Origin of the sequence: Lysobacter brunescens (assembly GCF_042677005.1) — a bacterium.
Classification (GTDB): Bacteria; Pseudomonadota; Gammaproteobacteria; order Xanthomonadales; family Xanthomonadaceae; genus Lysobacter_I; species Lysobacter_I brunescens.
In genome coordinates this window covers 123874-144945 of record NZ_JBHTIF010000002.1, presented here as the reverse complement: position 1 = coordinate 144945, position 21072 = coordinate 123874, and the positions used below count along the sequence as shown (strand labels likewise).

The 21072-nt window shown below is 68.4% G+C and carries 21 protein-coding genes and 1 tRNA gene; 2 read left to right on the top strand and 20 right to left on the bottom strand.

Annotation, left to right across the window (positions count from 1 at the left end; genetic code table 11):
* Positions 1 to 4 precede the first annotated feature (4 nt).
* From nuoG to tpiA, 10 genes are all read right to left on the bottom strand, one after another.
* Positions 5 to 2260, bottom strand: coding sequence for an NADH-quinone oxidoreductase subunit NuoG (nuoG, locus tag ACFQ0E_RS12785; RefSeq protein WP_386824377.1), 2256 nt, complete (start codon positions 2258 to 2260; stop codon positions 5 to 7).
* Positions 2257 to 3618, bottom strand: a complete 1362-nt coding sequence (gene nuoF, locus ACFQ0E_RS12780) for an NADH-quinone oxidoreductase subunit NuoF (protein ID WP_386824376.1) — start codon at positions 3616 to 3618, stop codon at positions 2257 to 2259. Before nuoF ends, nuoG begins: the two co-directional genes overlap by 4 nt.
* Positions 3619 to 3632: 14 nt before the next feature.
* Positions 3633 to 4160: an NADH-quinone oxidoreductase subunit NuoE gene (nuoE, locus tag ACFQ0E_RS12775; protein ID WP_386824375.1), complete on the bottom strand. Its 528-nt coding sequence runs from the start codon at positions 4158 to 4160 to the stop codon at positions 3633 to 3635.
* 12 nt (positions 4161 to 4172) lie between these two features.
* Positions 4173 to 5480: an NADH-quinone oxidoreductase subunit D gene (locus ACFQ0E_RS12770; protein ID WP_386824374.1), complete on the bottom strand. Its 1308-nt coding sequence runs from the start codon at positions 5478 to 5480 to the stop codon at positions 4173 to 4175.
* Between the two features lies 1 nt (position 5481).
* The gene (locus ACFQ0E_RS12765; RefSeq protein WP_386824372.1) at positions 5482 to 6237 is read right to left on the bottom strand and encodes an NADH-quinone oxidoreductase subunit C; all 756 of its coding nucleotides are present in this window, start codon (positions 6235 to 6237) and stop codon (positions 5482 to 5484) included.
* Position 6238: 1 nt separating this feature from the next.
* Positions 6239 to 6835 carry a NuoB/complex I 20 kDa subunit family protein gene (locus ACFQ0E_RS12760; RefSeq protein ID WP_137851810.1) on the bottom strand — a complete coding sequence of 199 codons (597 nt, stop codon included), beginning with the start codon at positions 6833 to 6835 and terminating at the stop codon, positions 6239 to 6241.
* Between the two features lie 47 nt (positions 6836 to 6882).
* Positions 6883 to 7239, bottom strand: a complete 357-nt coding sequence (locus ACFQ0E_RS12755) for an NADH-quinone oxidoreductase subunit A (protein WP_137851842.1) — start codon at positions 7237 to 7239, stop codon at positions 6883 to 6885.
* A 222-nt stretch (positions 7240 to 7461) separates the two neighbouring features.
* A tRNA-Leu gene (locus tag ACFQ0E_RS12750) sits at positions 7462 to 7546 on the bottom strand.
* Between the two features lie 134 nt (positions 7547 to 7680).
* Positions 7681 to 8133: a preprotein translocase subunit SecG gene (gene secG, locus ACFQ0E_RS12745; RefSeq protein WP_386824371.1), complete on the bottom strand. Its 453-nt coding sequence runs from the start codon at positions 8131 to 8133 to the stop codon at positions 7681 to 7683.
* 74 nt (positions 8134 to 8207) lie between these two features.
* Entirely contained in the window at positions 8208 to 8963 is a 756-nt protein-coding gene (gene tpiA / locus ACFQ0E_RS12740; RefSeq protein WP_386824370.1) for a triose-phosphate isomerase, read from the bottom strand.
* Positions 8964 to 9062: 99 nt separating this feature from the next.
* Between tpiA and ACFQ0E_RS12735 the strand changes: the two genes are divergently transcribed.
* Positions 9063 to 9884 (top strand): SDR family NAD(P)-dependent oxidoreductase, encoded by an 822-nt coding sequence (locus ACFQ0E_RS12735; protein ID WP_386824369.1) that lies wholly within the window; start codon positions 9063 to 9065, stop codon positions 9882 to 9884.
* A gap of 16 nt (positions 9885 to 9900) precedes the next feature.
* On the opposite strand, the gene ACFQ0E_RS12730 is transcribed toward ACFQ0E_RS12735, so the two are convergent.
* The 7 genes from ACFQ0E_RS12730 to trpB form a co-directional block, all read right to left on the bottom strand.
* Positions 9901 to 10314, bottom strand: coding sequence for a hypothetical protein (locus ACFQ0E_RS12730; protein ID WP_386824367.1), 414 nt, complete (start codon positions 10312 to 10314; stop codon positions 9901 to 9903).
* A gap of 123 nt (positions 10315 to 10437) precedes the next feature.
* Positions 10438 to 11379 carry an isopenicillin N synthase family dioxygenase gene (locus ACFQ0E_RS12725; protein WP_386824365.1) on the bottom strand — a complete coding sequence of 314 codons (942 nt, stop codon included), beginning with the start codon at positions 11377 to 11379 and terminating at the stop codon, positions 10438 to 10440.
* A 191-nt stretch (positions 11380 to 11570) separates the two neighbouring features.
* Positions 11571 to 12941: a phosphoglucosamine mutase gene (gene glmM / locus ACFQ0E_RS12720; protein ID WP_386824363.1), complete on the bottom strand. Its 1371-nt coding sequence runs from the start codon at positions 12939 to 12941 to the stop codon at positions 11571 to 11573.
* Between the two features lie 11 nt (positions 12942 to 12952).
* The gene (locus tag ACFQ0E_RS12715; protein WP_386824361.1) at positions 12953 to 13264 is read right to left on the bottom strand and encodes a hypothetical protein; all 312 of its coding nucleotides are present in this window, start codon (positions 13262 to 13264) and stop codon (positions 12953 to 12955) included.
* A 76-nt stretch (positions 13265 to 13340) separates the two neighbouring features.
* Positions 13341 to 14231: an acetyl-CoA carboxylase, carboxyltransferase subunit beta gene (gene accD, locus ACFQ0E_RS12710; RefSeq protein WP_386824359.1), complete on the bottom strand. Its 891-nt coding sequence runs from the start codon at positions 14229 to 14231 to the stop codon at positions 13341 to 13343.
* A gap of 110 nt (positions 14232 to 14341) precedes the next feature.
* Positions 14342 to 15145 carry a tryptophan synthase subunit alpha gene (trpA, locus tag ACFQ0E_RS12705; RefSeq protein ID WP_386824357.1) on the bottom strand — a complete coding sequence of 268 codons (804 nt, stop codon included), beginning with the start codon at positions 15143 to 15145 and terminating at the stop codon, positions 14342 to 14344.
* Between the two features lie 112 nt (positions 15146 to 15257).
* Positions 15258 to 16484 carry a tryptophan synthase subunit beta gene (gene trpB / locus ACFQ0E_RS12700; RefSeq protein WP_386824355.1) on the bottom strand — a complete coding sequence of 409 codons (1227 nt, stop codon included), beginning with the start codon at positions 16482 to 16484 and terminating at the stop codon, positions 15258 to 15260.
* Between the two features lie 106 nt (positions 16485 to 16590).
* On the opposite strand from trpB, the gene ACFQ0E_RS12695 reads away from it, so the two are divergent.
* Positions 16591 to 17475, top strand: a complete 885-nt coding sequence (locus ACFQ0E_RS12695) for a LysR family transcriptional regulator (protein WP_386824353.1) — start codon at positions 16591 to 16593, stop codon at positions 17473 to 17475.
* Between the two features lie 101 nt (positions 17476 to 17576).
* Here the strand turns inward: ACFQ0E_RS12695 and ACFQ0E_RS12690 are convergent, their stop codons facing one another.
* Genes ACFQ0E_RS12690 through ACFQ0E_RS12680 form a run of 3 tightly spaced genes read right to left on the bottom strand, consistent with a single transcriptional unit; the run spans position 17577 to position 20979 of the window.
* Positions 17577 to 18230, bottom strand: coding sequence for a phosphoribosylanthranilate isomerase (locus ACFQ0E_RS12690; protein ID WP_386824763.1), 654 nt, complete (start codon positions 18228 to 18230; stop codon positions 17577 to 17579).
* A 4-nt stretch (positions 18231 to 18234) separates the two neighbouring features.
* Positions 18235 to 19041, bottom strand: a complete 807-nt coding sequence (gene truA / locus ACFQ0E_RS12685) for a tRNA pseudouridine(38-40) synthase TruA (RefSeq protein WP_386824350.1) — start codon at positions 19039 to 19041, stop codon at positions 18235 to 18237.
* 39 nt (positions 19042 to 19080) lie between these two features.
* Positions 19081 to 20979 carry a FimV/HubP family polar landmark protein gene (locus tag ACFQ0E_RS12680; protein WP_386824348.1) on the bottom strand — a complete coding sequence of 633 codons (1899 nt, stop codon included), beginning with the start codon at positions 20977 to 20979 and terminating at the stop codon, positions 19081 to 19083.
* Between the last annotated feature and the right edge of the window lie 93 nt (positions 20980 to 21072).

Genomic DNA, 21072 nt, shown 5'->3' with positions numbered 1-21072 from the left:
TCCATCAGTTCACCCCCGTCACGCGGACGCGGCCGGCACCGAGCGCGGCGGTCGCGCCGTAGCCGGATTCGACCCAGGCGGCGCCGGCCGCCACGCGCGCATCGATCACGACCTGCAGGGTCGCGGTGCCCAGACCGTTGTCGACCTTGGCCATCGCGCCTTCGGCCAGCGAAGCCGCAGCGGCATCGGCCGGGTTCAGCACGATGCGCGGACCGGCTTCGAGCGGATGCGACTGCAGCGCGGCGGCACGGCGCACGGTGGCGTCGACGCGGTAGATCGCCTGCGAGACCGCAAGCTCCAGGCCTTCGCCGGCGGTCTTCTGCGCGGCGGACGCGGCGACCTTGACCTCGCGCGCTGCGAGCTTCGCACCGGCAAGATCGGTGAAGTCGAAACCGTTCGCACCGAGCACGCCGCCGAGGGCGCGCAGCACGCGCCAGCCCGGACGGGCCTCGCCCGGCAGCTTGCCGCCGGCAACGGCGCGCTGGGTGCGGCCTTCGAGATTGGTCAGGGTGGCATCGATCTCGGGCAGGGCGCCGATCGGCAGGATCACGTCGGCAACCGCGCGGGTCGAACGGCAGGCGTAGTGGCTGAACGCCACGACCTTCGCCGCGCCCAGCGCCTTGAGCGCACGCGCCTGGTCGGCGAAATCGAGGCCGGGTTCGATGCCGTAGATCACGTAGGCGCCCCGGGCGTCGGCAAGCATCGCCTGCGCATCGCGAGCGGTCGGCAGCACGCCGGCGCGCGACAGGCCGAGGGCGTTCGCGCCCTGCGGGATGCGGCACACCGCAGCGTTGTTCGCGCCGGCGAAATCGGCGACCGCCTTGCGGATCGCGCTCGCCTGCGACGACAGTTCGGCAACCGCGCCGACGATCACGACCGCGCGGGTCGCACCCTCGATCTTGAACCCGGCCACGGCCGAGGCCAGCTGCGACGGCGCCACGATCGTCTTCGAGGCCGCCTTGAAGGTGAAATCGAAATCGACCGGATTGACCACGTGGATCTTCGCGCCGCGCTTCGCTGCCTTGTGCAGGCGCTGGTGCAGCAGCGGGACTTCGTGGCGCAGGTTCGAACCGACGACGATGATAGCGTCGGCGGCTTCGATGTCGGCGACCGGCATCGCGAAGGCTTCGGCCACGGCGCCGTCGGCGAGATCGTGCTGGGCGATGCGGTGGTCGACGTTGCCGGTGCCGAGCGCGTCGGCGAGGCGGGCGATGAGCGCGCCCTCCTCGTTCGAGGTTGACGGATGCACGAGCACGCCGAGGTCGTCGCCGTGCGCTGCACGCAGGATCTCGGCCGCCTTCGCGATCGCTTCGTCCCACGAGGCTTCGCGGAACGCGGTGGCATCGCTGCCCTCGCCCGTACGGATCATCGGCTTGCTGGCGCGATCGTCGGCGTACAGGCCCTGGTGCGAATAGCGGTCGCGGTCCGACAGCCAGCACTCGTTGACCGCTTCGTTGTCGCGCGGCACGGTGCGCAGCACTTCGCCGCGACGGACGTGCAGGAACAGGTTGCTGCCCAGCGCGTCATGCCAGCCGAGCGATTCGCGTGCGGTCAGTTCCCACGGACGCGCCTTGAAGCGGAACACCTTGTTGGTGAGCGCGCCGACCGGGCAGACGTCGATGACGTTGCCGGAGAGTTCGGTGGTCAGCGGCTTGCCGTCGTAGGTGCCGATCTGCAGGTTCTCGCCGCGCTGCATGCCGCCGAGTTCGTAGGTGCCGGCGACGTCCGCAGTGAAGCGCACGCAGCGCGTGCACTGGATGCAGCGGGTCATCTCGGTGGCGACCAGCGGTCCCATGTCCTCGTCGGCGACGACGCGCTTGCGCTCGACGAAACGGCTGACCGAACGGCCATAGCCCATCGAGAGGTCCTGCAGTTCGCACTCGCCGCCCTGGTCGCAGATCGGGCAGTCCAGCGGATGGTTGACCAGCAGGAACTCCATCACGTTGCGCTGCGCCTTCAGCGCCTTCTCGTTGCGCGTGAAGATCTTCATGCCGTCGGCCACGGGCGTGGCGCAGGCCGGCTGCGGCTTCGGGAACGGACGACCGCCCATTTCCGCATCGACCAGGCACATGCGGCAGTTGGCCGCGATCGGCAACTTCTCGTGATAGCAGAAGCGCGGAATAGGGATGCCGGCCTTGTCGGCGGCATGGATGATCATCGAGCCCTTCGGTGCGAACACCGACTGACCGTCGATCTCCATGGCGACGTGGCCCTCGGGGACCACCGGTGCGGCGGGCGTGGTGTCGGTCGGGGTGCTCATGCGGCCACCTTCTCGGCGACGGTACCGGCGCGCTGGTCGTCGACCAGGAAACGCTTGTTCACGATCGCGTACTCGAATTCGTTCCAGAAATGACGCAGGAAACCCTGCACCGGCCAAGCCGCGGCTTCGCCGAAGGCGCAGATGGTGTGACCTTCGATCTGGCCAGCAGCGGCCTTCAGCATGTGCAGGTCGTCGAGCGTGGCCTGCTTCTCGACGATGCGGGTCAGCATGCGGTACATCCAGCCGGTGCCTTCGCGGCACGGCGTGCACTGGCCGCAGCTTTCCTTGAAGTAGAAGCGCGCGATGCGCTGGCAGGCGCGGACCATGCAGGCAGTCTCGTCCATCACGATGACCGCGCCCGAGCCGAGGCCGGAACCGGCCTTCTGGATCGAGTCGTAGTCCATCGTGCAGGCCATCATCGTCTCGGCCGGCAGCACCGGCATCGACGAACCACCCGGAATCACCGCCTTGAGCTTGTGGCCGTTGCGCACACCGCCGGCCATTTCCAGCAGCTCTGCGAAAGAAGTGCCGAGGCGGATCTCGAAGTTGCCCGGGTTGTTGACGTGACCGGAGACCGAGAAGATCTTCGGGCCGCCGTTATTGGGCTTGCCGAGGTTGAGGAACCACTCGGCGCCGTTGCGGATGATCGCCGGCACCGAGGCGTAGGTCTCGGTGTTGTTGATCGTCGTCGGCTTGCCGTACAGGCCGAAGTTCGCCGGGAACGGCGGCTTGAAGCGCGGCTGGCCCTTCTTGCCTTCCAGCGATTCCATCAGCGCGGTCTCTTCGCCGCAGATGTAGGCGCCGGCGCCGAGGGCCGCGTAGATGTCGATGTCGATGCCGCTGCCGAGCACGTTCTTGCCCAGCCAGCCGTGCTTGTAAGCCTCGGCCAGGGCTTCCTCGAAATGCTCGAAGGGCTCGTGGTGGAACTCGCCGCGCAGGTAGTTGTAGGCGACGGTCGAGCCGGTCGCGTAGCAGGCGATCGCCATGCCTTCGACCACCGAATGCGGGTTGAAGCGCAGGATATCGCGATCCTTGCAGGTGCCCGGCTCGGATTCGTCCGAATTGCAGAGGATGTACTTCTGCATGCCGGTGCCCTTCGGCATGAAACTCCACTTCAGGCCGGTCGGGAAGCCCGCGCCGCCGCGACCGCGCAGCCCGGAGCCCTTCACCATCTCGATGACCTGCTCCGGCGGGATCTTCTCTTCGAGGATCCGGCGCAGTGCGCTGTAACCACCGGTCTTGAGGTAGTTCTCGTAGGACCAGGGCTTGTCGAAATGCAGCGTGGTGTAGACGACCTGGTGCTCCTTCGGCGCGGGGCCGACGGGACCGGTGACGTGATGCGAGTCGTGGTGTGCCATCTCGTCGCCCTGCCTCACTTCAGACCGTCGAGCAGCTCGTCGACCTTCTCGGGCGTGAGCTTCTCGTGGTAATGACCGTTGATGACCACCATCGGCGCGCCGCAGCACGCGGCGAGGCACTCTTCCTCGCGCTTGAGGAAGATGCGGCCATCGGCGGTGGATTCGCCGAGCCTGCAGCCCAGCTTCTTCTCGGCGTGCGCGACCAGATCCTCGGCACCGTTGAGCCAGCAGCTGATGTTGGTGCAGAACGCGACGTTGTTGCGACCGACTTTCTCGGTCTCGAACATCGAGTAGAAGGTCGCGACCTCGTAGGCCCAGACCGGCGGCAGGTCAAGGTACTTGGCGACTGCGGCGATCAATTCGTCGCTGAGCCAACCTTCGTTCTGTTCCTGCGCCGCGTGCAGGCCCTGCAGTACCGCGGAACGCTTGCGGTCGGCCGGAAACTTGGCCAGCCAGTGGTCGATGTGCGCCCGCGTCTTGTCGCTCAACGCGACCATCGGGTCGACGTTGCGGCAGGCTTCGAAATTACCAGTCGCTTTCATTCTTCTGTGACCTCAGCGATCGATTTCGCCGAACACGATGTCGTAGGTGCCGATCATCGCGACCACGTCGGCCAGCATGTGGCCCTTGACGATCGTGTCCATCGACGACAAATGGGCGAAGCCCGGCGCGCGCATGTGCAGGCGGAACGGCTTGTTCGCGCCGTCCGAGACCAGGTAGCAGCCGAATTCGCCCTTCGGGGCTTCGACGGCGCTGTAGGTCTCGCCGGCCGGCACGCAGTAGCCTTCGCTGAACAGCTTGAAGTGGTGGATGAGCGCTTCCATGTCGTCCTTCATGGATTCGCGCTTCGGCGGTGCGACCTTGTAGTTGTCGACGATCACCGGACCCGGGTTCGCCTTCAGCCACTTCACGCACTGCTGGATGATGCGGTTGGACTGGCGCATCTCGGCGATGCGGACCAGGTAGCGGTCGTAGCAGTCGCCGTTCACGCCGACCGGGATGTCGAAATCGACTTCCGCATACTTGGCGTAGGGCTGCTTCTTGCGCAGGTCCCAGGCGATGCCGGAACCACGGATCATCGGACCGGTCATGCCCCAGGCCAATGCCTGTTCCGGCGGAATCACGCCGATACCGACCGTGCGCTGCTTCCAGATGCGGTTGTCGGTCAGCAGGATCTCGTATTCGTCGACGCGCGTCGGGAAGTCGTTCGTGAACGCATCCAGGTAGTCGAGCATCGAGCCTTCGCGCCATTCGTTGAAGCGCTTGAGCTTGCCGCCCTTGCGCCACGGCGATTCGCGGTACTGCGGCATCTTCTCCGGCAGGTCGCGATAGACGCCGCCGGGACGGTAGTAGGCGGCGTGCATGCGCGCGCCGGACACCGCCTCGTAGACGTCCATCAGCTCTTCGCGTTCGCGGAACGCGTAGAGGAAGACCGCCATCGCGCCGAGGTCGAGCGCATTGGAACCGACCCACATCAGGTGGTTCAGGATGCGGGTGATCTCGTCGAACATCGTGCGGATGTACTGCGCACGCTCCGGCGCCTCGATCCCCATCAGGGTCTCGATCGCGCGAACGTAGGCGTGCTCGTTGCACATCATCGACACATAGTCGAGTCGATCCATGTAACCGATCGACTGGTTGAACGGCTTGGATTCGGCCAGTTTCTCGGTGCCGCGATGGAGCAGGCCGATGTGCGGGTCGGCACGCTGGACGGTTTCGCCGTCCATTTCCAGGATCAGGCGCAGCACACCGTGGGCCGCAGGATGCTGCGGGCCGAAGTTCAGCGTGTAGTTGCGGATTTCCTGCTTGCTTTCGGCGGCGTTGCTGGCGAAGGCTTCGCTGGCTTGTTGCACGGTGGTCATCTCAGTTCCCCGCCTTCCTGGCCGTCTGTTCGCCGGTGGCGGTGGCGTAACGGGCGTCGTCGCGGATCACGCGCGGCACGCCGACGCGAGGCTCGACCGAGGTCACGGGTTCGTAGACGACGCGCTTCTTCTCTTCGTCGTAGCGGACTTCGACGTTGCCGATCAAGGGGAAGTCCTTGCGGAACGGATGTCCGACGAAGCCGTAGTCGGTGAGGATACGGCGCAGGTCCGGATGTCCTTCGAAGAGGATGCCGAAGAGGTCGAAGGCTTCACGCTCGAACCAGTTGGCGACCGGCCAGATGTCGGTCAGCGAGGCCACGACCGGCAAGCCGTCGTCCTGCGCGAAGGCCTTCACGCGAAGGCGGCGGTTGTGCTGTACCGACAGCAGTTGCGCGACGGCGGCGAAACGGCGCTGCGCGACCGGCGCAATGGCCTGGCCTTCGAAGGTGTCGGCTTCACGCGTGGTGGTTTCACCGTAGCCGAAACGGCCGACGTTGCGGCCTTCGACGCCACGGCTGAAACCTTCGGAAGACACGTCGGTATCCCACTCGTCGCTGCCGTGGCCGAGGTAATCGACGCCGCAGAGATCGACGAGGGACTCGAAGCCGAATTCGTCGCGGAGCACGAGGCAGCCGCCGTGCCAGTCGCCGTTCGGGAATTCGATGCCGACTTCACCGCGCGGCGCGCACACGGTCACGGTGGCGGCCGGGAAACGGGCGCGCAGGCGGTCGGCGAAAGCGTGTGCGGTCTCGCTCATGTCAGAACACACCCTGCGGGTTGTCGCCGAAGTTGGTGCCGCGACGAATCTTCTTCTGCAACTGCAGGATGCCGTAGACCAGCGCCTCGGCAGTCGGCGGGCATCCCGGGACGTAGACGTCGACCGGGACCACGCGATCGCAGCCGCGCACGACGGAATAGGAGTAGTGGTAGTAGCCGCCACCGTTGGCGCAGCTGCCCATCGAGATCACCCACTTGGGGTTGGGCATCTGGTCGTAGACCTTGCGCAGGGCCGGGGCCATCTTGTTGACCAGGGTGCCGGCCACGATCATCACGTCGGACTGGCGCGGCGACGGGCGGAACACCACGCCGTAGCGGTCCAGGTCCAGGCGAGCAGCACCGGCATGCATCATTTCCACCGCGCAGCAGGCCAGGCCGAAGGTCATCGGCCACATCGAGCCGGTACGCGCCCAGTTCCACAGGACGTCCATGCTCGTGGTGACGAAGCCGTTTTCCAGCAGCGGATTGCCCTCGGTGGAGAGCAGGCTTTCCGGACGCAGGATGTCGTCGACCCGACCCTCGGGAATCGGGTTGCTCGCGAAATCCGCGACTTTCTGGATGGTATTGATGACGCCCATATCGAACAGGACTCCGGTGGATTGCGACGGCTGGAGACGGCGAACCGTTACTCCCACTCCAGGGCGCCGCGTTTCCAGACGTAGATGAACCCCAGGAACAGCATGCCGACGAACAGACCCATGGTGACAAGGCTGCGCGGACCGATCTCGGTGAAGACGAGGGTCCAGGGCACGATGAAGATGATTTCCAGATCGAAGATGATGAACTGGATCGCGATCAGGTAGTAGCGCACGTCGAAGCGCATGCGAGCGTCCTCGAATGCGTTGAAACCGCATTCGTAGGGCGAGAGCTTCTCGGCGTCGAATCGCTTGGGGCCAAGGACATTGCCGATCGCGATGAGGGCGATGCCTATGCCGGCGGCAACGATCAGAAACAGCAGGGTCGGCAGGTATTCGGCCAGCACTCGTGTGTTCTCTCGGCGTTGTGGTGTGTCGTCGGGTTCCGTGTCGCTGGATCGCGTCGCCGCGACCCGCCCGGAACCCGCCACGAGTGCGCCGCTCCGGGCTGCCAGCCCTTCGCCGAACCGCGCGTGGCGCGGGTTCTCGCGGAGAACGTGGATGGATGCCATCGCTGGCACCCCGCCTCCTGCTCCAGCACCCATGCATCCATGCATGAGTCAAATATGTGGTGCCCAAAGGGGGACTCGAACCCCCACGACTTACGTCGCTACCACCTCAAGGTAGTGCGTCTACCAATTCCGCCATCTGGGCAATTTTCTGCTGCCTCACGGAGTGCATCCGCGAAGCCTGCGTATTGTACGGGATGTCACGAGAAAGTCGCACTCCCGGATGCGATTCGGAACGAATATTTTCGCTCCAGTCGCCAATTCCCGCTTTCGCGGGGATCAGCCCCCCTGCTTGGCGGGCTGGGCAGGCGCGGGCGCCTGCTGCGTAGCCGGCGCGGGCGCAGCCGGGACCGGGGCTGCCTGCGCCGGTGCAGTCGGGACGGGCGCCGAATTCGCCGGCGCGGCCGGAGCCGGGGCCACCGGCTTCGAAGGCTCGGCCTTGGGCACGGCGACCTGCGACATCACGCCCAGATCCTGCTCGACCGCAGCCTTCGGCTTCGCGCTGTGCGTGGCGTACCACGCCATGAACAGGGTGATGCCGAAGAAGACGATCGCCAGCCACTTGGTGGCCTTGGTCAGGAAGTTCGAGGCGCCACGGGCGCCGAACACGGTAGCCGACGCGCCGCCGCCGAAGCCGGAGCCCGCCTGCGCACCGGCGCCGCGCTGCATCAGGATCAGGGCGATCATCGCGATCGCGACCAGGACGAAGACCACGTTGAGAAGCAGCATCATGGTGGTTTACCCGCGGAAATCCGCTCGAATATCGCTCGTGGAACTGGTTGTCGGGGCGCCTGCGACGCGACGGGTCAACCCCGTGCGGCCGCGACGATGGCCAGGAAGTCGGACGCCACGAGAGAGGCGCCGCCGATCAGACCACCATCGACATCGGGCTGGGAGAAGAGTTCCGCCGCGTTGTCCGGCTTGCAGCTGCCCCCGTACAGGATGGACAGCGAGCCGGCGATTGTAGCATCGCGGGCGGCGACTTCGCCACGAATGAAGGCGTGCACGGCCTGAGCCTGGTCCGGCGTCGCGGTGCGGCCGGTGCCGATCGCCCAGACCGGCTCGTAGGCGATGATCGCGCCGGCAAAGGCCTGGGGACCGCAATGATCGAAGATCGCGGCCAGCTGGGTCTCGATCCGGTACTCGGTCTGGCCGGCCTCGCGCTCGTGCAGGGACTCGCCCACGCAGAGGATCGGCACCAGGCCCGCACGCTTGGCGGTCTCGAACTTGCGGGCGATGAGGGCGTCGGATTCACCGTGGTACTGGCGGCGCTCGGAGTGGCCGACCAAGCCGTAGCGCGCGCCGATGTCGACCAGCATGCCGGCGGACACCTCGCCGGTGAAGGCGCCCTTCTCGTTCGCGCTGACATCCTGGGCGCCGAAGCGCAGCGGCGTGGCCTCGAAATCCTCGATCAGCTCGCCCAGGTAGGGCAGCGGCGGCAGGATCACGACTTCGGCGCCGTCGCCGGCGGGCAGGCCGGTCGCGATGGCACCGACCAGATCGAGCGCGAAGGCACGGCTGCCGTGCAGTTTCCAGTTACCGGCGACGAGTTTGCGGCGCATGACCAACTCCAGAACAGAATCGCGACAGGATAGCCGATGACCGGCCCGGGCCGAACCGCCGGGTATGCTGGGCACCGGTCATCGGTCGGAGTGCGGCGAATGCGGGCATCGGGACAGCAGGGCGGCAACGGGCGCGGATATGCGCTGGTGACGGGGGCGTCGAGCGGCATCGGCGCAGCGATCGCGCGCGAGTACGCGCGCCGGGGCGTGCCGCTGATCCTCACCGCGCGCCGGACCGACCGGCTCGATGCGCTGGCGGCGGAACTGCGCGGCCGGGTCGATGTGCTGACTCTGGCGGCCGACCTGGCCGATCCGGCGGCGCCGGCCGCGCTGCAGGCGGAGATCGCGTCGCGCGGCCTGCACGTCGCCCATCTGGTCAACAACGCCGGCTACGGCGTGCCCGGCCGCTACCTGTCCTCGGACTGGAAGACCCATGCCGACTCGCTGCAGGTGATGCTCAACGGCGTCTGCGAGCTGACCCATCGCTTCCTGCCGGCCATGGAAGCTGCGGGACACGGACGGATCATCAACGTCGCGTCGCTGGCCGGGCTGGTGCCGGCGTCGGCGGGACACACGCTGTACGGCGCGACCAAGGCCTTCCTGATCCGCTTCTCGGAATGCCTGGCGATGGAGATGGAAACCAGGGGCGTGCACGTCTGCGCGCTGTGCCCGGGCTTCACCTACACCGAATTCCACGACGTGAACGGCATGCGCGACCGGGTATCGAAGCTGCCGAAGTGGCTCTGGCTGGACGCCGACGCGGTCGCGAAACTGGGGCTGGACGCCGTCGAACGCGGCCAGCGGCGCTGCGTCACCGGCGGCGCGAACAAGCTGATCGCCGCGATCTCCAAATACCTGCCGGACGGACTGGCGCACGCACTGGTCGCGAGCCGGAGCAAGGAGTTCCGCGACGCGGACTGAGCCCGCGCGTCGGCGATCAGGATTTCGCGGCCGGCAGCAGCACCGACAGTCCCCACCCGGCCAGCGCGCCGAGCAGCGCGGGAACGGCGCCGACCACCACCGCGATCGCCAGCTCGAACGGCCAGAGGTTGTGCGAAGTGGGGTCGCCGGCCACATCCCAGGCCAGCTTGCAGAGCACGGCCAGCGGTACGCCGGCACCCGCAGCCAGCGCGGCCGGCAGCAGGCCCAGGCCCAATCGCCAGCGTGCGAGCAGCGCAGCGAAGGCCACGACCCACAGGCCGAAACCGTAGAGGGCATCGGGAAGTTGCTCGCCTGCGTCCAGCCGGACGGAATAAGGCAACAGGACCGCGACCGCACAGACCAGCGCGATGGGCAGTGAAATGGCACGCACCGGGGCCCCGTTGCGGCTCCGGTAGACAGGCTTGGACATGAGTGAGGGCTCGACGGGAGCCCTCACTGTGTCATGCATCGCGTGTCCGGGCGACCGGACCGCTGTCGGCCCGACGGACGGTCCGACGAACCGCAGGGCGTGCGGACGCCGGCCTTCCCCGACTCACTTCAGCTTGATCTCGCGGAGCCGCTCTTCGAGATAGCCCTGCGCGGTGATCGATTCGGGATAGCGGCTCGGGTTGTCGGCGCTGACGCAGTTCGGCAGCACGTCGATCACGAAGTCCGGGTTCGGATGCAGGAAGAACGGCGTCGAATAGCGCGGCTTGCGCGCCTGTTCGCCCGGCGGATTCACCACGCGATGCGTGGTCGAGGGATACACGTGGTTGGTCAGGCGCTGCAGCATGTCGCCGATGTTGACGACGATGGTGTCGGCGTCCGAGGTGAACGGCACCCACTCGCCCTTCTTCGACTTCACTTCCAGGCCGGCGGCGCTGGCGCCGACCAGCAGAGTGATGAGGTTGATGTCCTCGTGCGCGCCGGCGCGGACGTTCGGGATGTCGTCGGCGGTGATCGGCGGATAGTGGATCGGTCGCAGGATCGAATTGCCGTTGTCGGTCTTGTCGGCGAAATAGTGCTCCGGCAGATCGATGTGCAGCGCCAGCGCGGACAGCACGCGCGAGCCCAGGTCGTCCAGCGCGTTGTAGAGCGCGAGCGCCTTTTCGCGGAAATCGGCGACTTCGGCCGGCCATACGTTCGCGGGCATCACGTCGGCGTACTTCTCGTCGCGCACCTCGCGGCCGACATGCCAGAACTCCTTGAGATCGAAATGCTTGGAGTCCTTGGCGGTCTCGACGCCGAACGGCGTGTAGCCGCGCGCGCCGCCACCGCCGGGGACGTGGTAGCGCTTCTTCACGTCTTCGGGCAGGGCAAAGAAGGCGACGAAGGCGTCGTAGGCGCCGTCGATCAGGGCCTGCGGGATTCCGTGGTTGCGAATGCCGGCGAAGCCCCATTCGCGGTAGGCGGCGCCGAGTTCGGCGACGAAGGCGTCGCGATCTGTATCGAATCGGCGGATGTCGAGGGTCGGAATGTAAGGCTGGTCGCTCATGTCGTCCTGGTCTTGGGCTGTGTCGTGTTCGGTCTGCGGCGGGAAGAGTACATCCGGCGCGGTATGGCGTCGCCCGGCATTGTCGCCGGGACGACGGATGGCGCGGCTTGCGCCCGATCAAACCGGCTTCATCAAATCGGCTTCATCAAACCAGCTTGATCAAACCGGGCCCGATCAAAATCCGGGGTCGGTCAAACGGCGGCGCGGACGGCCTCGGCGAGGCGATCCAGGGTCGTCTGCATCAGGGTGGCCTCGTCGGCCTCGACCGTGACCCGGACCACCGGCTCGGTACCGGACGGGCGGAGGAAGGCGCGTCCCCTGCCCTGCACCGCCGCCTGCGCCTCGGCCAGCGCGGCCTTGACGCTCTCGGCCTCGGCCGGACGGCTGCCGGCGGCGACCTTCACGTTCACGGTCTTCTGCGGGACCTTTCTGAAGCCGACCAGGGCGTGCTGCAGGCTCACGCCGCGACGGCGCAGCACTTCGAGCACCTGCAGCGCACTGATGATGCCGTCTCCGGAGCTGACCCGGTCCAGGCACAGCAGGTGGCCGGAGGTCTCGCCGCCGAGGATGCCGTCGTGCTCCAGCAGGCCCTGGTGGACGTAGCGGTCGCCGACCTTGGTACGCAGAAAGCGGATGCCGCGCTCGTCGAGGGCCTTCTCCAGACCGAAGTTGGTCATCAGCGTGCCGACCACCGGGCCGCGCAGACGGCCATTGGCCTGCCAGTCCGCGGCGAGCACGTAGAGCAGGTCGTCGCCGTCGCGGACCGTGCCGTCGCTGTCGACGAACATCACGCGGTCGCCATCGCCGTCGAAGGCGATGCCGAGATCGGCGCCGGTCTCGCGGACACGGGCGACCAACGCTTCGGGATGGGTCGAACCCACGCCGTCGTTGATGTTCACGCCGTTGGGCTCGATGCCGATCGCGTCGACGCGCGCGCCGAGTTCACGCAGCACCAGCGGGCCCACCTGGTAGGTCGCACCATGCGCGCAGTCGACGACGATGCGCATGCCGCCGAGGTCGAAGCGGCGCGGCACCGAGCCCTTGCAGGCTTCGACGTAGCGGCCGATGGCGTCGCGGGTGCGCACCGCCTTGCCGAGCTGGTCGGACGGCACGGTAGTGAACGGCTTGTCGAGCGCGGCTTCGATCGCCAGCTCGGTGGCGTCGTCGAGCTTCTCGCCTTCGGCCGAGAAGAACTTGATGCCGTTGTCGTAGTGCGGGTTGTGCGAGGAGCTGATGACGATGCCGCCGTCGGCGCCGAGCGAACGCGTGAGGTGCGAGACCGCCGGGGTCGGCATCGGCCCCATCAGCTGCACGTCCACGCCCGCGGCGACCAGACCGGCCTCCAGTGCGGCCTCGAACATGTAGTTCGAGATGCGCGTGTCCTTGCCGATCAGGACCAGCGGCTTGCGCCATTGCCCGCCCGCCCGCGCGTCCGGATGCACGCCCGCCTCGCGCAGCGCGTGGCCGTAGGCATTGCCCAGGCGCAGGACGAAGTCCGCCGAGATCGGGCCCTCGCCCACGCGCCCGCGGATGCCGTCGGTGCCGAAGTATTTTCTTGCCATCGGATCAGTCTTTACTCTTCGAGTGGAGTGCGACGCGAGCGGCGCAGCCGGAGGGCCGTCGCCAGACTCACGTCAGGGTGTTTGCGCCAGTTGTGGCGTGGAGCAGCAGCGACGGCGCTTTCGACCGCTTCGGGATCGGCAGGCTGCATGCCCGAAAGGCCGGCCAAACGCTGGTTGACCGCCTTCCGATGGGACTGATTGACCCATTGCTTGCGTTTGGCGATCGCCATGCGTGCGCCCCACTGGCTCTCTGCGACCACGTTGCGGCGGTCGAGCTGAAGGCTCAGTGCCTTCTTTTCCTGCGGGGTGCGCCTGCGTTTCATGCCGTTGCGTCCGGGAGGTGCTGCGACGATACGGATGATACGTCGAGGGAACGCATCATCCGGCCACGCGGAAAGCTCAGCCTTCCGCGACAGACTCGTCTTCCGGTTCCGGCAGCTTCATCAGCAGCGCGACCAGATGCGCGATGCGTTCGCGCATTTCGCGGCGGTCGCAGATCTGGTCGATGGCGCCATGGTCGAGCAGGAACTCGGAGCGCTGGAAGCCTTCGGGCAGGGTCTCGCGCACGGTCTGCTCGATCACGCGCGGGCCGGCGAAGCCGATCAGCGCGCCGGGTTCGGCCATGTTGATGTCGCCGAGCATCGCGAACGAGGCCGAGACGCCGCCGGTGGTGGGATGGGTCATCACCGAGATGTAGGGCAGGCCCTTGGCGCGGAGGCGGCCGAGGGCGGCCGAGGTCTTGGCCATTTGCATCAGCGAGAACAGGCTCTCGTGCATGCGCGCGCCGCCGCTGGCGGCGAAGCAGACGAAGGGCGAGCCGATGTCGCAGGCGCGCTCGACGCCGCGCGAGAAGCGCTCGCCGACCACCGAGCCCATCGAGCCGCCCATGAACGGGAAGTCGAAGGCAGCGGCGACGATCGGGCGGTTGCGCAGGGTGCCTTCGAGGGCGATCAGCGCGTCACGCTCGCCGGTGGCCTTCTGCGCCGCCTTGATGCGGTCGGCGTACTTCTTCTGGTCCTTGAACTTCAGGACGTCGGTCGGGCCGAGTTCCGCGCCGATCTCGATGCCGGTACCGGCATCGAGGAAGGCCTTCAGCCGGGCGCGGGCGCGGATCGGCATGTGGAAGGCGCATTTCGGACAGACTTCGAGGTGTTCCTCCAGCTCCTGCCGGTACAGCACCGCTCCGCAGCCGTCGCACTTTTCCCACAGCCCCTCGGGAACACTGCGTTTGCGGGCCGCACGCGATTCGGTGCGGATCCGGGCGGGCATCAGTTTCTTCAACCAGGACATGCGTCTCGTGTGTCTCGTAGACGACCGGATCGGTCGAGCCTTGCAGTCTACCAAGACTGTGTTGCCGCATCCGTTCGCCCCCGCATGGTCGAGGGCCGGTGGCTCCGCCCTCAGCCGGCGTCCAGCGCGGCGCGCAGCGGCGCCAGGAAGGCCGTGGCACGGGCCACGGCGTCATCGGTGCCGGTCGACTCGGCCAGGGCCGAGACCAGTGCGCTGCCGACCACCACGCCCTCGGCGGACCGGGCCATCGCGGCGGCGCTGGCGGCGTCCTTGATGCCGAAACCGGCGACCACCGGCGCACCGGCGCGAGCGCGGATCAGGTCCAGTCGGTCGCCGGCCTCGCCGGTGTCCAGGCGGTCGGCGCCGGTCACCCCGGCGTAGCTGACGTAATAGAGGTAGCCCTGCGCGTCGCGGCAGAGCAGATCGATGCGCGCGTCCGGGGTGGTCGGCGAGGCCAGCAGGATCAGCGCCAGGCCATGCTGGCCGAGCGCGTCGCGCAGGTCGCCGGCTTCTTCCGGCGGCAGGTCGACCACCAGCAGGCCGTCCACGCCCGCTGCGGCGGCATCGGCGGCGAAGCGCGCATAGCCGCGGATCTCGACCGGGTTGAGGTAGCCCATCAGCACGACCGGGGTGTCGGCGTCGGTACCGCGGAATTCGCGCACCGCGTCGAGCACGAAGGACAGGCCCGCGCCGCGCGCCAGCGCACGCTCGGAGCTGCGCTGGATCGTCGGACCGTCGGCCATCGGATCGGAGAACGGCACGCCGAGCTCGATCACGTCGGCGCCCGCCGCGACCAGCGCATGCATCACCGGCACGGTGGCTTCCTTCGACGGATCGCCGGCGGTGATGAAGGGCACCAGCGCCTTGCGGCCGGCGGACTTGAGGTGGGCGAACTTGCGGTCGATTCGGTTCATGGAAGGCAGCGGTGTGCTTCTGTGGGAGCGGCGCAAGCCGCGACAAGATGAAGAAAGGCCGTGACGGCGGCATGCAGTCGCGACTTGCGTCGCTCCCACATCTGGCGGTGGATCAAAACACGATGCCTTCGCGCGCGGCGACGGTATGTACGTCCTTGTCGCCGCGACCGGAGAGGTTGCACAGCACGAGGCCGTCCTTCGGCAGGTCTCGGGCGAGCTTCATCGCCTGGGCGACGGCGTGGCTCGATTCCAGCGCGGGCAGGATGCCCTCGGTGCGCGCGAGCAGGTGGAAGGCTTCCATCGCTTCGGCATCGGTGACGCCGAGGTAGTCGGCACGGCCGCGATCCTTGAGGAAGGCGTGCTCGGGACCGACGCCCGGGTAGTCGAGGCCGGCGGAGATCGAATGCGTCTCGATGATCTGGCCGTCGTCGTCGCACAGGACGTAGGTGCGGTTGCCGTGCAGCACGCCCGGGCGGCCTGCGGCCAGCGAGGCGGCGTGATGGCCGGTGGAGATGCCCTCGCCCGCCGCCTCGGCGCCGACCAGGCGCACGCCGGCATCGTTGAGGAAGGCGTGGAAGATGCCGATCGCGTTGCTGCCGCCGCCGACGCAGGCGGTGATCACGTCCGGCAGGCGGCCGTACTCGGCGAGCATCTGCGCACGCGCCTCGCGGCCGACCACGGCATTGAAGTCGCGGACCATGCGCGGATACGGGTCGGGACCGGCGACGGTGCCGATGATGTAGAAGGTGTCGTGGACGTTCGTCACCCAGTCGCGCATCGCTTCGTTCAGCGCGTCCTTCAGCGTGGCCGAACCGCTGGTGACCGGCACGACCTTCGCGCCGAGCAGCTTCATGCGGTAGACGTTGATCTTCTGGCGCTCGATGTCGGTCGCGCCCATGTAAACCACGCACTCCAGGCCGAGGCGCGCGGCGACAGTGGCGCTGGCGACGCCGTGCTGGCCGGCGCCGGTCTCGGCGATGATGCGCGGCTTGCCCATGCGGCTGGCGAGCAGGGCCTGGCCGATGGTGTTGTTGATCTTGTGCGCGCCGGTGTGGTTCAGGTCCTCGCGCTTGAGCAGGATGCGCGCGCCGCCGACGTGCCGGGTCAGGCGTTCGGCGAAGTAGATCGGGCTCGGCCGGCCGACGTAGTGCTTGAGATCCTTGTCGAAGGCGGCGATGAACTCGGGATCGACCCGGGCCGTGTCGTAGGCGGCGGCCAGTTCCTGCAGCGGGCCGATCAGGGTCTCGGCGACGAAACGGCCGCCGAAGCGGTCGAAATGGCCCTCCGCATTCGGGAAGGCGTTGAAATCGGTGGGGGTCGAGTCGGTTTTGTCGAGCATGGGGTGTCCGCCGTGCGCAGAGGATCTGGCTGATTCCTTACTTTAGCGCACGAATTAAAAGCGTATAAGCTATAAAATCAGCGCCACCTGTCAGGAAATCTCACGCATGCGTCACGACCTGCCGCCACTGAATGCCCTGCGCGCCTTCGAGGCCGTGGCCCGGCTCGACGGCGTGAGCCGGGCTGCCGAGGAGCTGCACGTCACCCATGGCGCGGTCAGCCGGCAGCTGCGGCAACTGGAGGAGGCCCTGGGCGCGGCGCTGTTCGTCCGCGAAGGACGCGGACTGGCGCTGACCCCGCTCGGCCGCCGGCTGCATGCCGCCGCCAGCGACGCCTTCGACCCGCTGCGCGCGACCTGGGCGGAACTGCGGCGCGGGCCACAGCAGGCGCCGCTGGTGCTCGGCTGCCCGGGCAGCATCCTCGCGCGCTGGATGATCCCCCGCCTCGACCGCCTCGCGCGCGAGCGCCCCGACCTGCAGCTCCACCTATCCGCGAACGAGACCCGGCCGGACGCGCAGCTCGCCGGGCTGGACGCGGCGCTGATGATCGCCACCCCGCCCTTTCCCATGGACTGGCAGGTGCATGCGCTGGCGACGGAACGGATCGGCCCGGTCCTCAGTCCGCGCTGGCCGGGCGCCGAGACTCTCGTCGGCGCCCGACCCCGCGCGCTCGCCGACCACGCGCTGCTGCAGACCGCGTCGCGCCCGCAGGCCTGGCGCGAATGGGCGACGCGCATCGACCTCGACCCGGACACGCTGCGCATGGGCACGCGCTTCGATCGCCTGTATTACCTGCTGGAAGCCGCCGCCGCCGGCCTCGGCATCGCGATCGCTCCGGAACCCTTGGTCGCCGAGGACATCGCCAGCGGCCGCCTCATCGCGCCCTGGGGTTTCGTCGACACCGACGCGCAGTGGGTGCTCTGCGCCTCGAAGCGCAGTGCGAACCCGAGGATCGGGCAACTGGCGGAGTGGTTGCGGCAGGCGCTTGTGTAGAAAACGTTCTTGCCACGGATTGGCGCGGACGAACGCGGATCGAGCAATGACATCGATCGCTTTTCAATCCGCGCATTCCGCGTAGATCCGTGGCAAAAAAATCACGCGGGATTCGCGATCGCGTCGGCGCGTCGCACGTCTTCGACAAACCGCCGCATCTTCATCGCGTCCTTCTCTCCCGGCACGGATTCGATGCCGCTGGAGACGTCCACGCCCCAGCACTGCGTGGCGCGGATCGCGTCGAAGACGTTGCCCGGATGCAGGCCGCCGGCGAGCAGCCAGGGACGCGGGCAGTCGCAGGGGATACGCGACCAGTCGAAGGCGTGGCCGCTGCCGCCGGCCTGACCGGCGGCGTGGCTGTCGAACAGGAAGCCGGTCGCGTGCGGGTAGCGCTCGCCGAGATCGTCGGCACGGGCGCCCTCGCCGCCCATCGCCACGGCCTTGAGATACGGCAGGCCGAACGCGGCGCAGAAGGCGTCGTCCTCGTCGCCGTGGAACTGCAGGAGCGTCGGACGCACGGTGTCGATCACGTCGCGCACCGTTGCAGCATCGTTGTCCATGAACAGCGCGACGCTGGCGACGAAGGGATCGAGTGCCTCGCGCAGCAGCGCGGCCTGGGCCGGCGAGACGCGGCGCTTGCTGCGTTCGGCGAACACGAAACCGACGGCGTCGACACCGAGCGCGCAGGCGACGGCCACGTCTTCGAGGCGGGTCAGGCCGCAGAACTTGATGCGCGTGCGGCGCGGCAATGGCATGACGTCAGGCATCGAACAGCACCTCCTCGGGCAAGGGCCATTCGCGCGGATAGCGCGGGCCGACGAACACGAGGCCCTGCGCCGGCGCGGTCGGCCCGGCCTGGGTGCGGTCGCGGCTTTCGAGCACGTCGGCGATCCAGGTTTCCGGGCGCAGTCCCGCACCGACTTCGAGCAGCGAACCCACCATGTTGCGCACCTGGTGGTGGAGGAAGGCGTTGGCCTGCACGGTGAAGGTCACGATGTCGCCATCGCGCGAAACATCCAGCCGCTGCAGCTCGCGGCGCGCGTGCGCGGCCTGGCAGTGCACGGTGCGGAAGGCTTCGAAATCGCGCTCGCCGAGCAGTTGCTGCGCGGCGCGATGCATCGCGTCGACATCCAGCGGGCGGCGCTCCCAGGCCAGCAGTTGCCGGCCCAGCGCCGGCCGCACCTGGTGGTTGAGCAGGCGGTAGCGGTAGCGGCGGGCGCGCGCCGAGAACCGGGCGCTGAAATCGCCGGGCACCGGGACGCACCAGCGGATGCGCATCGACGGCGGCAGGCGTGAAGTCGTGCCGAGTACCCAGCCACGCGGGTCGCGCTGCACGTCGGTGTCGAAATGCACGACCTGGCATTCGGCATGCACGCCCGCATCGGTACGGCCGGCGCAGATGGTTTCGATCGGCGATGCGGCGACGCTCGACAGCGCGGCTTCGAGGGTGGCCTGCAGGGTCGGCGGCGGCTCGCGACCGGGCGGCGGCGTCTCGCCGTGCGCGGTCAGGCGCTGCCAGCCGTGGAACTCGCTGCCGTCGTATTCGACGCCGAGGGCATAACGCATCCGGGCATCACCCATCACGGCATCGCTGCGGCCGGGCCGTCAGCCCAGTTCCTGCAGCAGGCGCTCGGCCTCGCGGCGCAGTTCGACCGTGGCACCCCGGGTGGCGACTTCCTGGAGCAGTTCGCGCGCGGCGTCGCGGTCGCCCATGTCGATGTAGGCGAGCGCGAGGTCGAGGCGCCCCTGGCCCGGTGCCGGCGTCGCCGGCGAGAAACCGGAGGGATCATGGCCGACCGGCAATTCGGTCTGGGCCGGCGGCTGCGCAGCGGCAGGCGTGGGCGGCGTGCGCGCGGCAGCGGTGAGTGGGGCGACATCGACCGCACCGGCATGCCAGGTCGGCTTGCCCAGCGCCGCAGGCTTGGGCTTGGGCGCTTCGGGCTCAGCCGGCTTGGCCATGCGGCTCCAGGCCGGTTCGGCTGGCAGCGGCGCAGCGGGGTCGGCAGCCGATTCGGTCGCGGCGGCGGGATCGGAGACCGCCGACGGCGCCGGACTGGCGGCCTTCGGGATCGCTGCGGCCAGACGCTCGGTGTCGCGACGACGCGCGGGCGGCGCAGGCGCCGGTGCGACGACCGGCACGCGACGACGCAGGAACCACCAGGCACCGAGGGCGATCAGCACCAGTCCGCCGCCGACCCCGGCCCACAGGCCGATACCGCCCGTGGACGCATCGCCCTGCGCGGCGGCCATGCGCTGCTGCGCGGCGGCCAGCTCGCTGTCCTTCATCGCGATGAGTTCGTTCTGTTTCTTCTGCAGCTGTTCGAGTTCCGAAACCCGGGTCTTGAGCTCCTGGACCTCGGCATCGCGCGCGGCCAGGGTTTCCCGGGTCTGCTGAAGTTCCTGCTGTCGCAACATGTCGCCCTCACCACCGGCGCTTACGCCGGATCGCGATCCCGCCTTCCTCGCGTCGTTCGCGGAAGGCGGCGTGATTTCCAGTCGCGCACCGGCCGAAGCACGGGCGCTGCGTATGCCCGATGCCGCTGGCGCCGCCGAGGCATCGCCGGCGGGCGCACCGGCCACGGCCGGCGGCTGCGGCAGCGCACGCCCCGCACCGCGCCATTGCGCGGACTGCTCGCGGACGACGAGCGCCGCTTCTTCCGGCGTGTAGCGCGCGATGCCGGCATCGTCGGGGATGCGCAGCACCGCGCCAGCCTTGAGGCGGTTGGCGTTGCCGCCGATGAAGGCGTCGGGATTGGCGCGCAGCAGCGCGACGATGGTCTGATCGAGCCCGTAGCTGCGTCGCAGGCCGCCGGCGATGCCGGCCAGGGTCTCGCCCGGACGCACGGTGTGGGTCTGGCCACTGGCCGACGGCAGGGGCAGCGGCACCGCCGGGGCGACCGAGGACGACGCGGTGGCCGCAGGCTGCGGATCGAGCGGGATGGCGGTGGGCGTCTCGGCAAAACCGGGACGGGTCGGCTGCGGCGCAGGCGGCTGCGCGGGCAGCGGCTCCGGCGGCAACGGTTCGGGCGCGCGGACGATGGTGCCGCTGGTCGGGGTCTCGACGGTGCCGATCTCGGCGACCGCCTCCTCGATCGGCGGCTGCACCGGCGCGGCGGCGGTCTGCGGGGTGTCGACCAGCGCGGAGTATTCGCGGACGAGGCGCCCCTGCCCCCAGTTCACTTCCAGAAGGAAGGTCAGCAGCGACTGCTGCACCGGCGCGGCGCTGGTGACGCGGATGACCGGGCGTCCGTCCGCGCTGAGGGCCACGGCGAACTGCAGGTCGGACACGATGCCCTGCGGCGGCGCTAGGCCGATGCGGGCGAAGGTTTCCGGCGAGGCCAGCCGGGCCTGCAGCGTCTCCAGCTCCGTCGGATCGCTGGAAATGATCGGGATCTCGGCGAGCAGGGGCTGGTCGCGCTGCGAGATGACCTGGATCTGGCCCAGGCCGAGCGCCCACGCCGACAGCGGCGACGCGAACATCGCCACTGCCAGTACAGCACTCAATTTGATCCGCAAGTCTTTGATCACGCTTGTCCCCCGCGACACAGCGGAGACTGTAGCCGGCCGCCAAGGGCTCCGCAACGGCCAGCCACGCGC

Coding starts and splice junctions, on each gene's coding strand:
- ACFQ0E_RS12715 (WP_386824361.1), bottom strand. CDS start 13,264: ATGAAACGCAGGCGCACCCCGCAGGAAAAGAAGGCACTGAGCCTTCAG.
- glmM (WP_386824363.1), bottom strand. CDS start 12,941: ATGGCAAGAAAATACTTCGGCACCGACGGCATCCGCGGGCGCGTGGGC.
- ACFQ0E_RS12695 (WP_386824353.1), top strand. CDS start 16,591: ATGCGTCACGACCTGCCGCCACTGAATGCCCTGCGCGCCTTCGAGGCC.
- nuoF (WP_386824376.1), bottom strand. CDS start 3,618: ATGGCACACCACGACTCGCATCACGTCACCGGTCCCGTCGGCCCCGCG.
- ACFQ0E_RS12690 (WP_386824763.1), bottom strand. CDS start 18,230: ATGCCATTGCCGCGCCGCACGCGCATCAAGTTCTGCGGCCTGACCCGC.
- trpB (WP_386824355.1), bottom strand. CDS start 16,484: ATGCTCGACAAAACCGACTCGACCCCCACCGATTTCAACGCCTTCCCG.
- trpA (WP_386824357.1), bottom strand. CDS start 15,145: ATGAACCGAATCGACCGCAAGTTCGCCCACCTCAAGTCCGCCGGCCGC.
- truA (WP_386824350.1), bottom strand. CDS start 19,041: ATGCGTTATGCCCTCGGCGTCGAATACGACGGCAGCGAGTTCCACGGC.
- ACFQ0E_RS12735 (WP_386824369.1), top strand. CDS start 9,063: ATGCGGGCATCGGGACAGCAGGGCGGCAACGGGCGCGGATATGCGCTG.
- ACFQ0E_RS12765 (WP_386824372.1), bottom strand. CDS start 6,237: ATGAGCGAGACCGCACACGCTTTCGCCGACCGCCTGCGCGCCCGTTTC.
- ACFQ0E_RS12730 (WP_386824367.1), bottom strand. CDS start 10,314: ATGTCCAAGCCTGTCTACCGGAGCCGCAACGGGGCCCCGGTGCGTGCC.
- accD (WP_386824359.1), bottom strand. CDS start 14,231: ATGTCCTGGTTGAAGAAACTGATGCCCGCCCGGATCCGCACCGAATCG.
- ACFQ0E_RS12770 (WP_386824374.1), bottom strand. CDS start 5,480: ATGACCACCGTGCAACAAGCCAGCGAAGCCTTCGCCAGCAACGCCGCC.
- nuoE (WP_386824375.1), bottom strand. CDS start 4,160: ATGAAAGCGACTGGTAATTTCGAAGCCTGCCGCAACGTCGACCCGATG.
- ACFQ0E_RS12760 (WP_137851810.1), bottom strand. CDS start 6,835: ATGGGCGTCATCAATACCATCCAGAAAGTCGCGGATTTCGCGAGCAAC.
- nuoG (WP_386824377.1), bottom strand. CDS start 2,260: ATGAGCACCCCGACCGACACCACGCCCGCCGCACCGGTGGTCCCCGAG.
- tpiA (WP_386824370.1), bottom strand. CDS start 8,963: ATGCGCCGCAAACTCGTCGCCGGTAACTGGAAACTGCACGGCAGCCGT.
- secG (WP_386824371.1), bottom strand. CDS start 8,133: ATGATGCTGCTTCTCAACGTGGTCTTCGTCCTGGTCGCGATCGCGATG.
- ACFQ0E_RS12725 (WP_386824365.1), bottom strand. CDS start 11,379: ATGAGCGACCAGCCTTACATTCCGACCCTCGACATCCGCCGATTCGAT.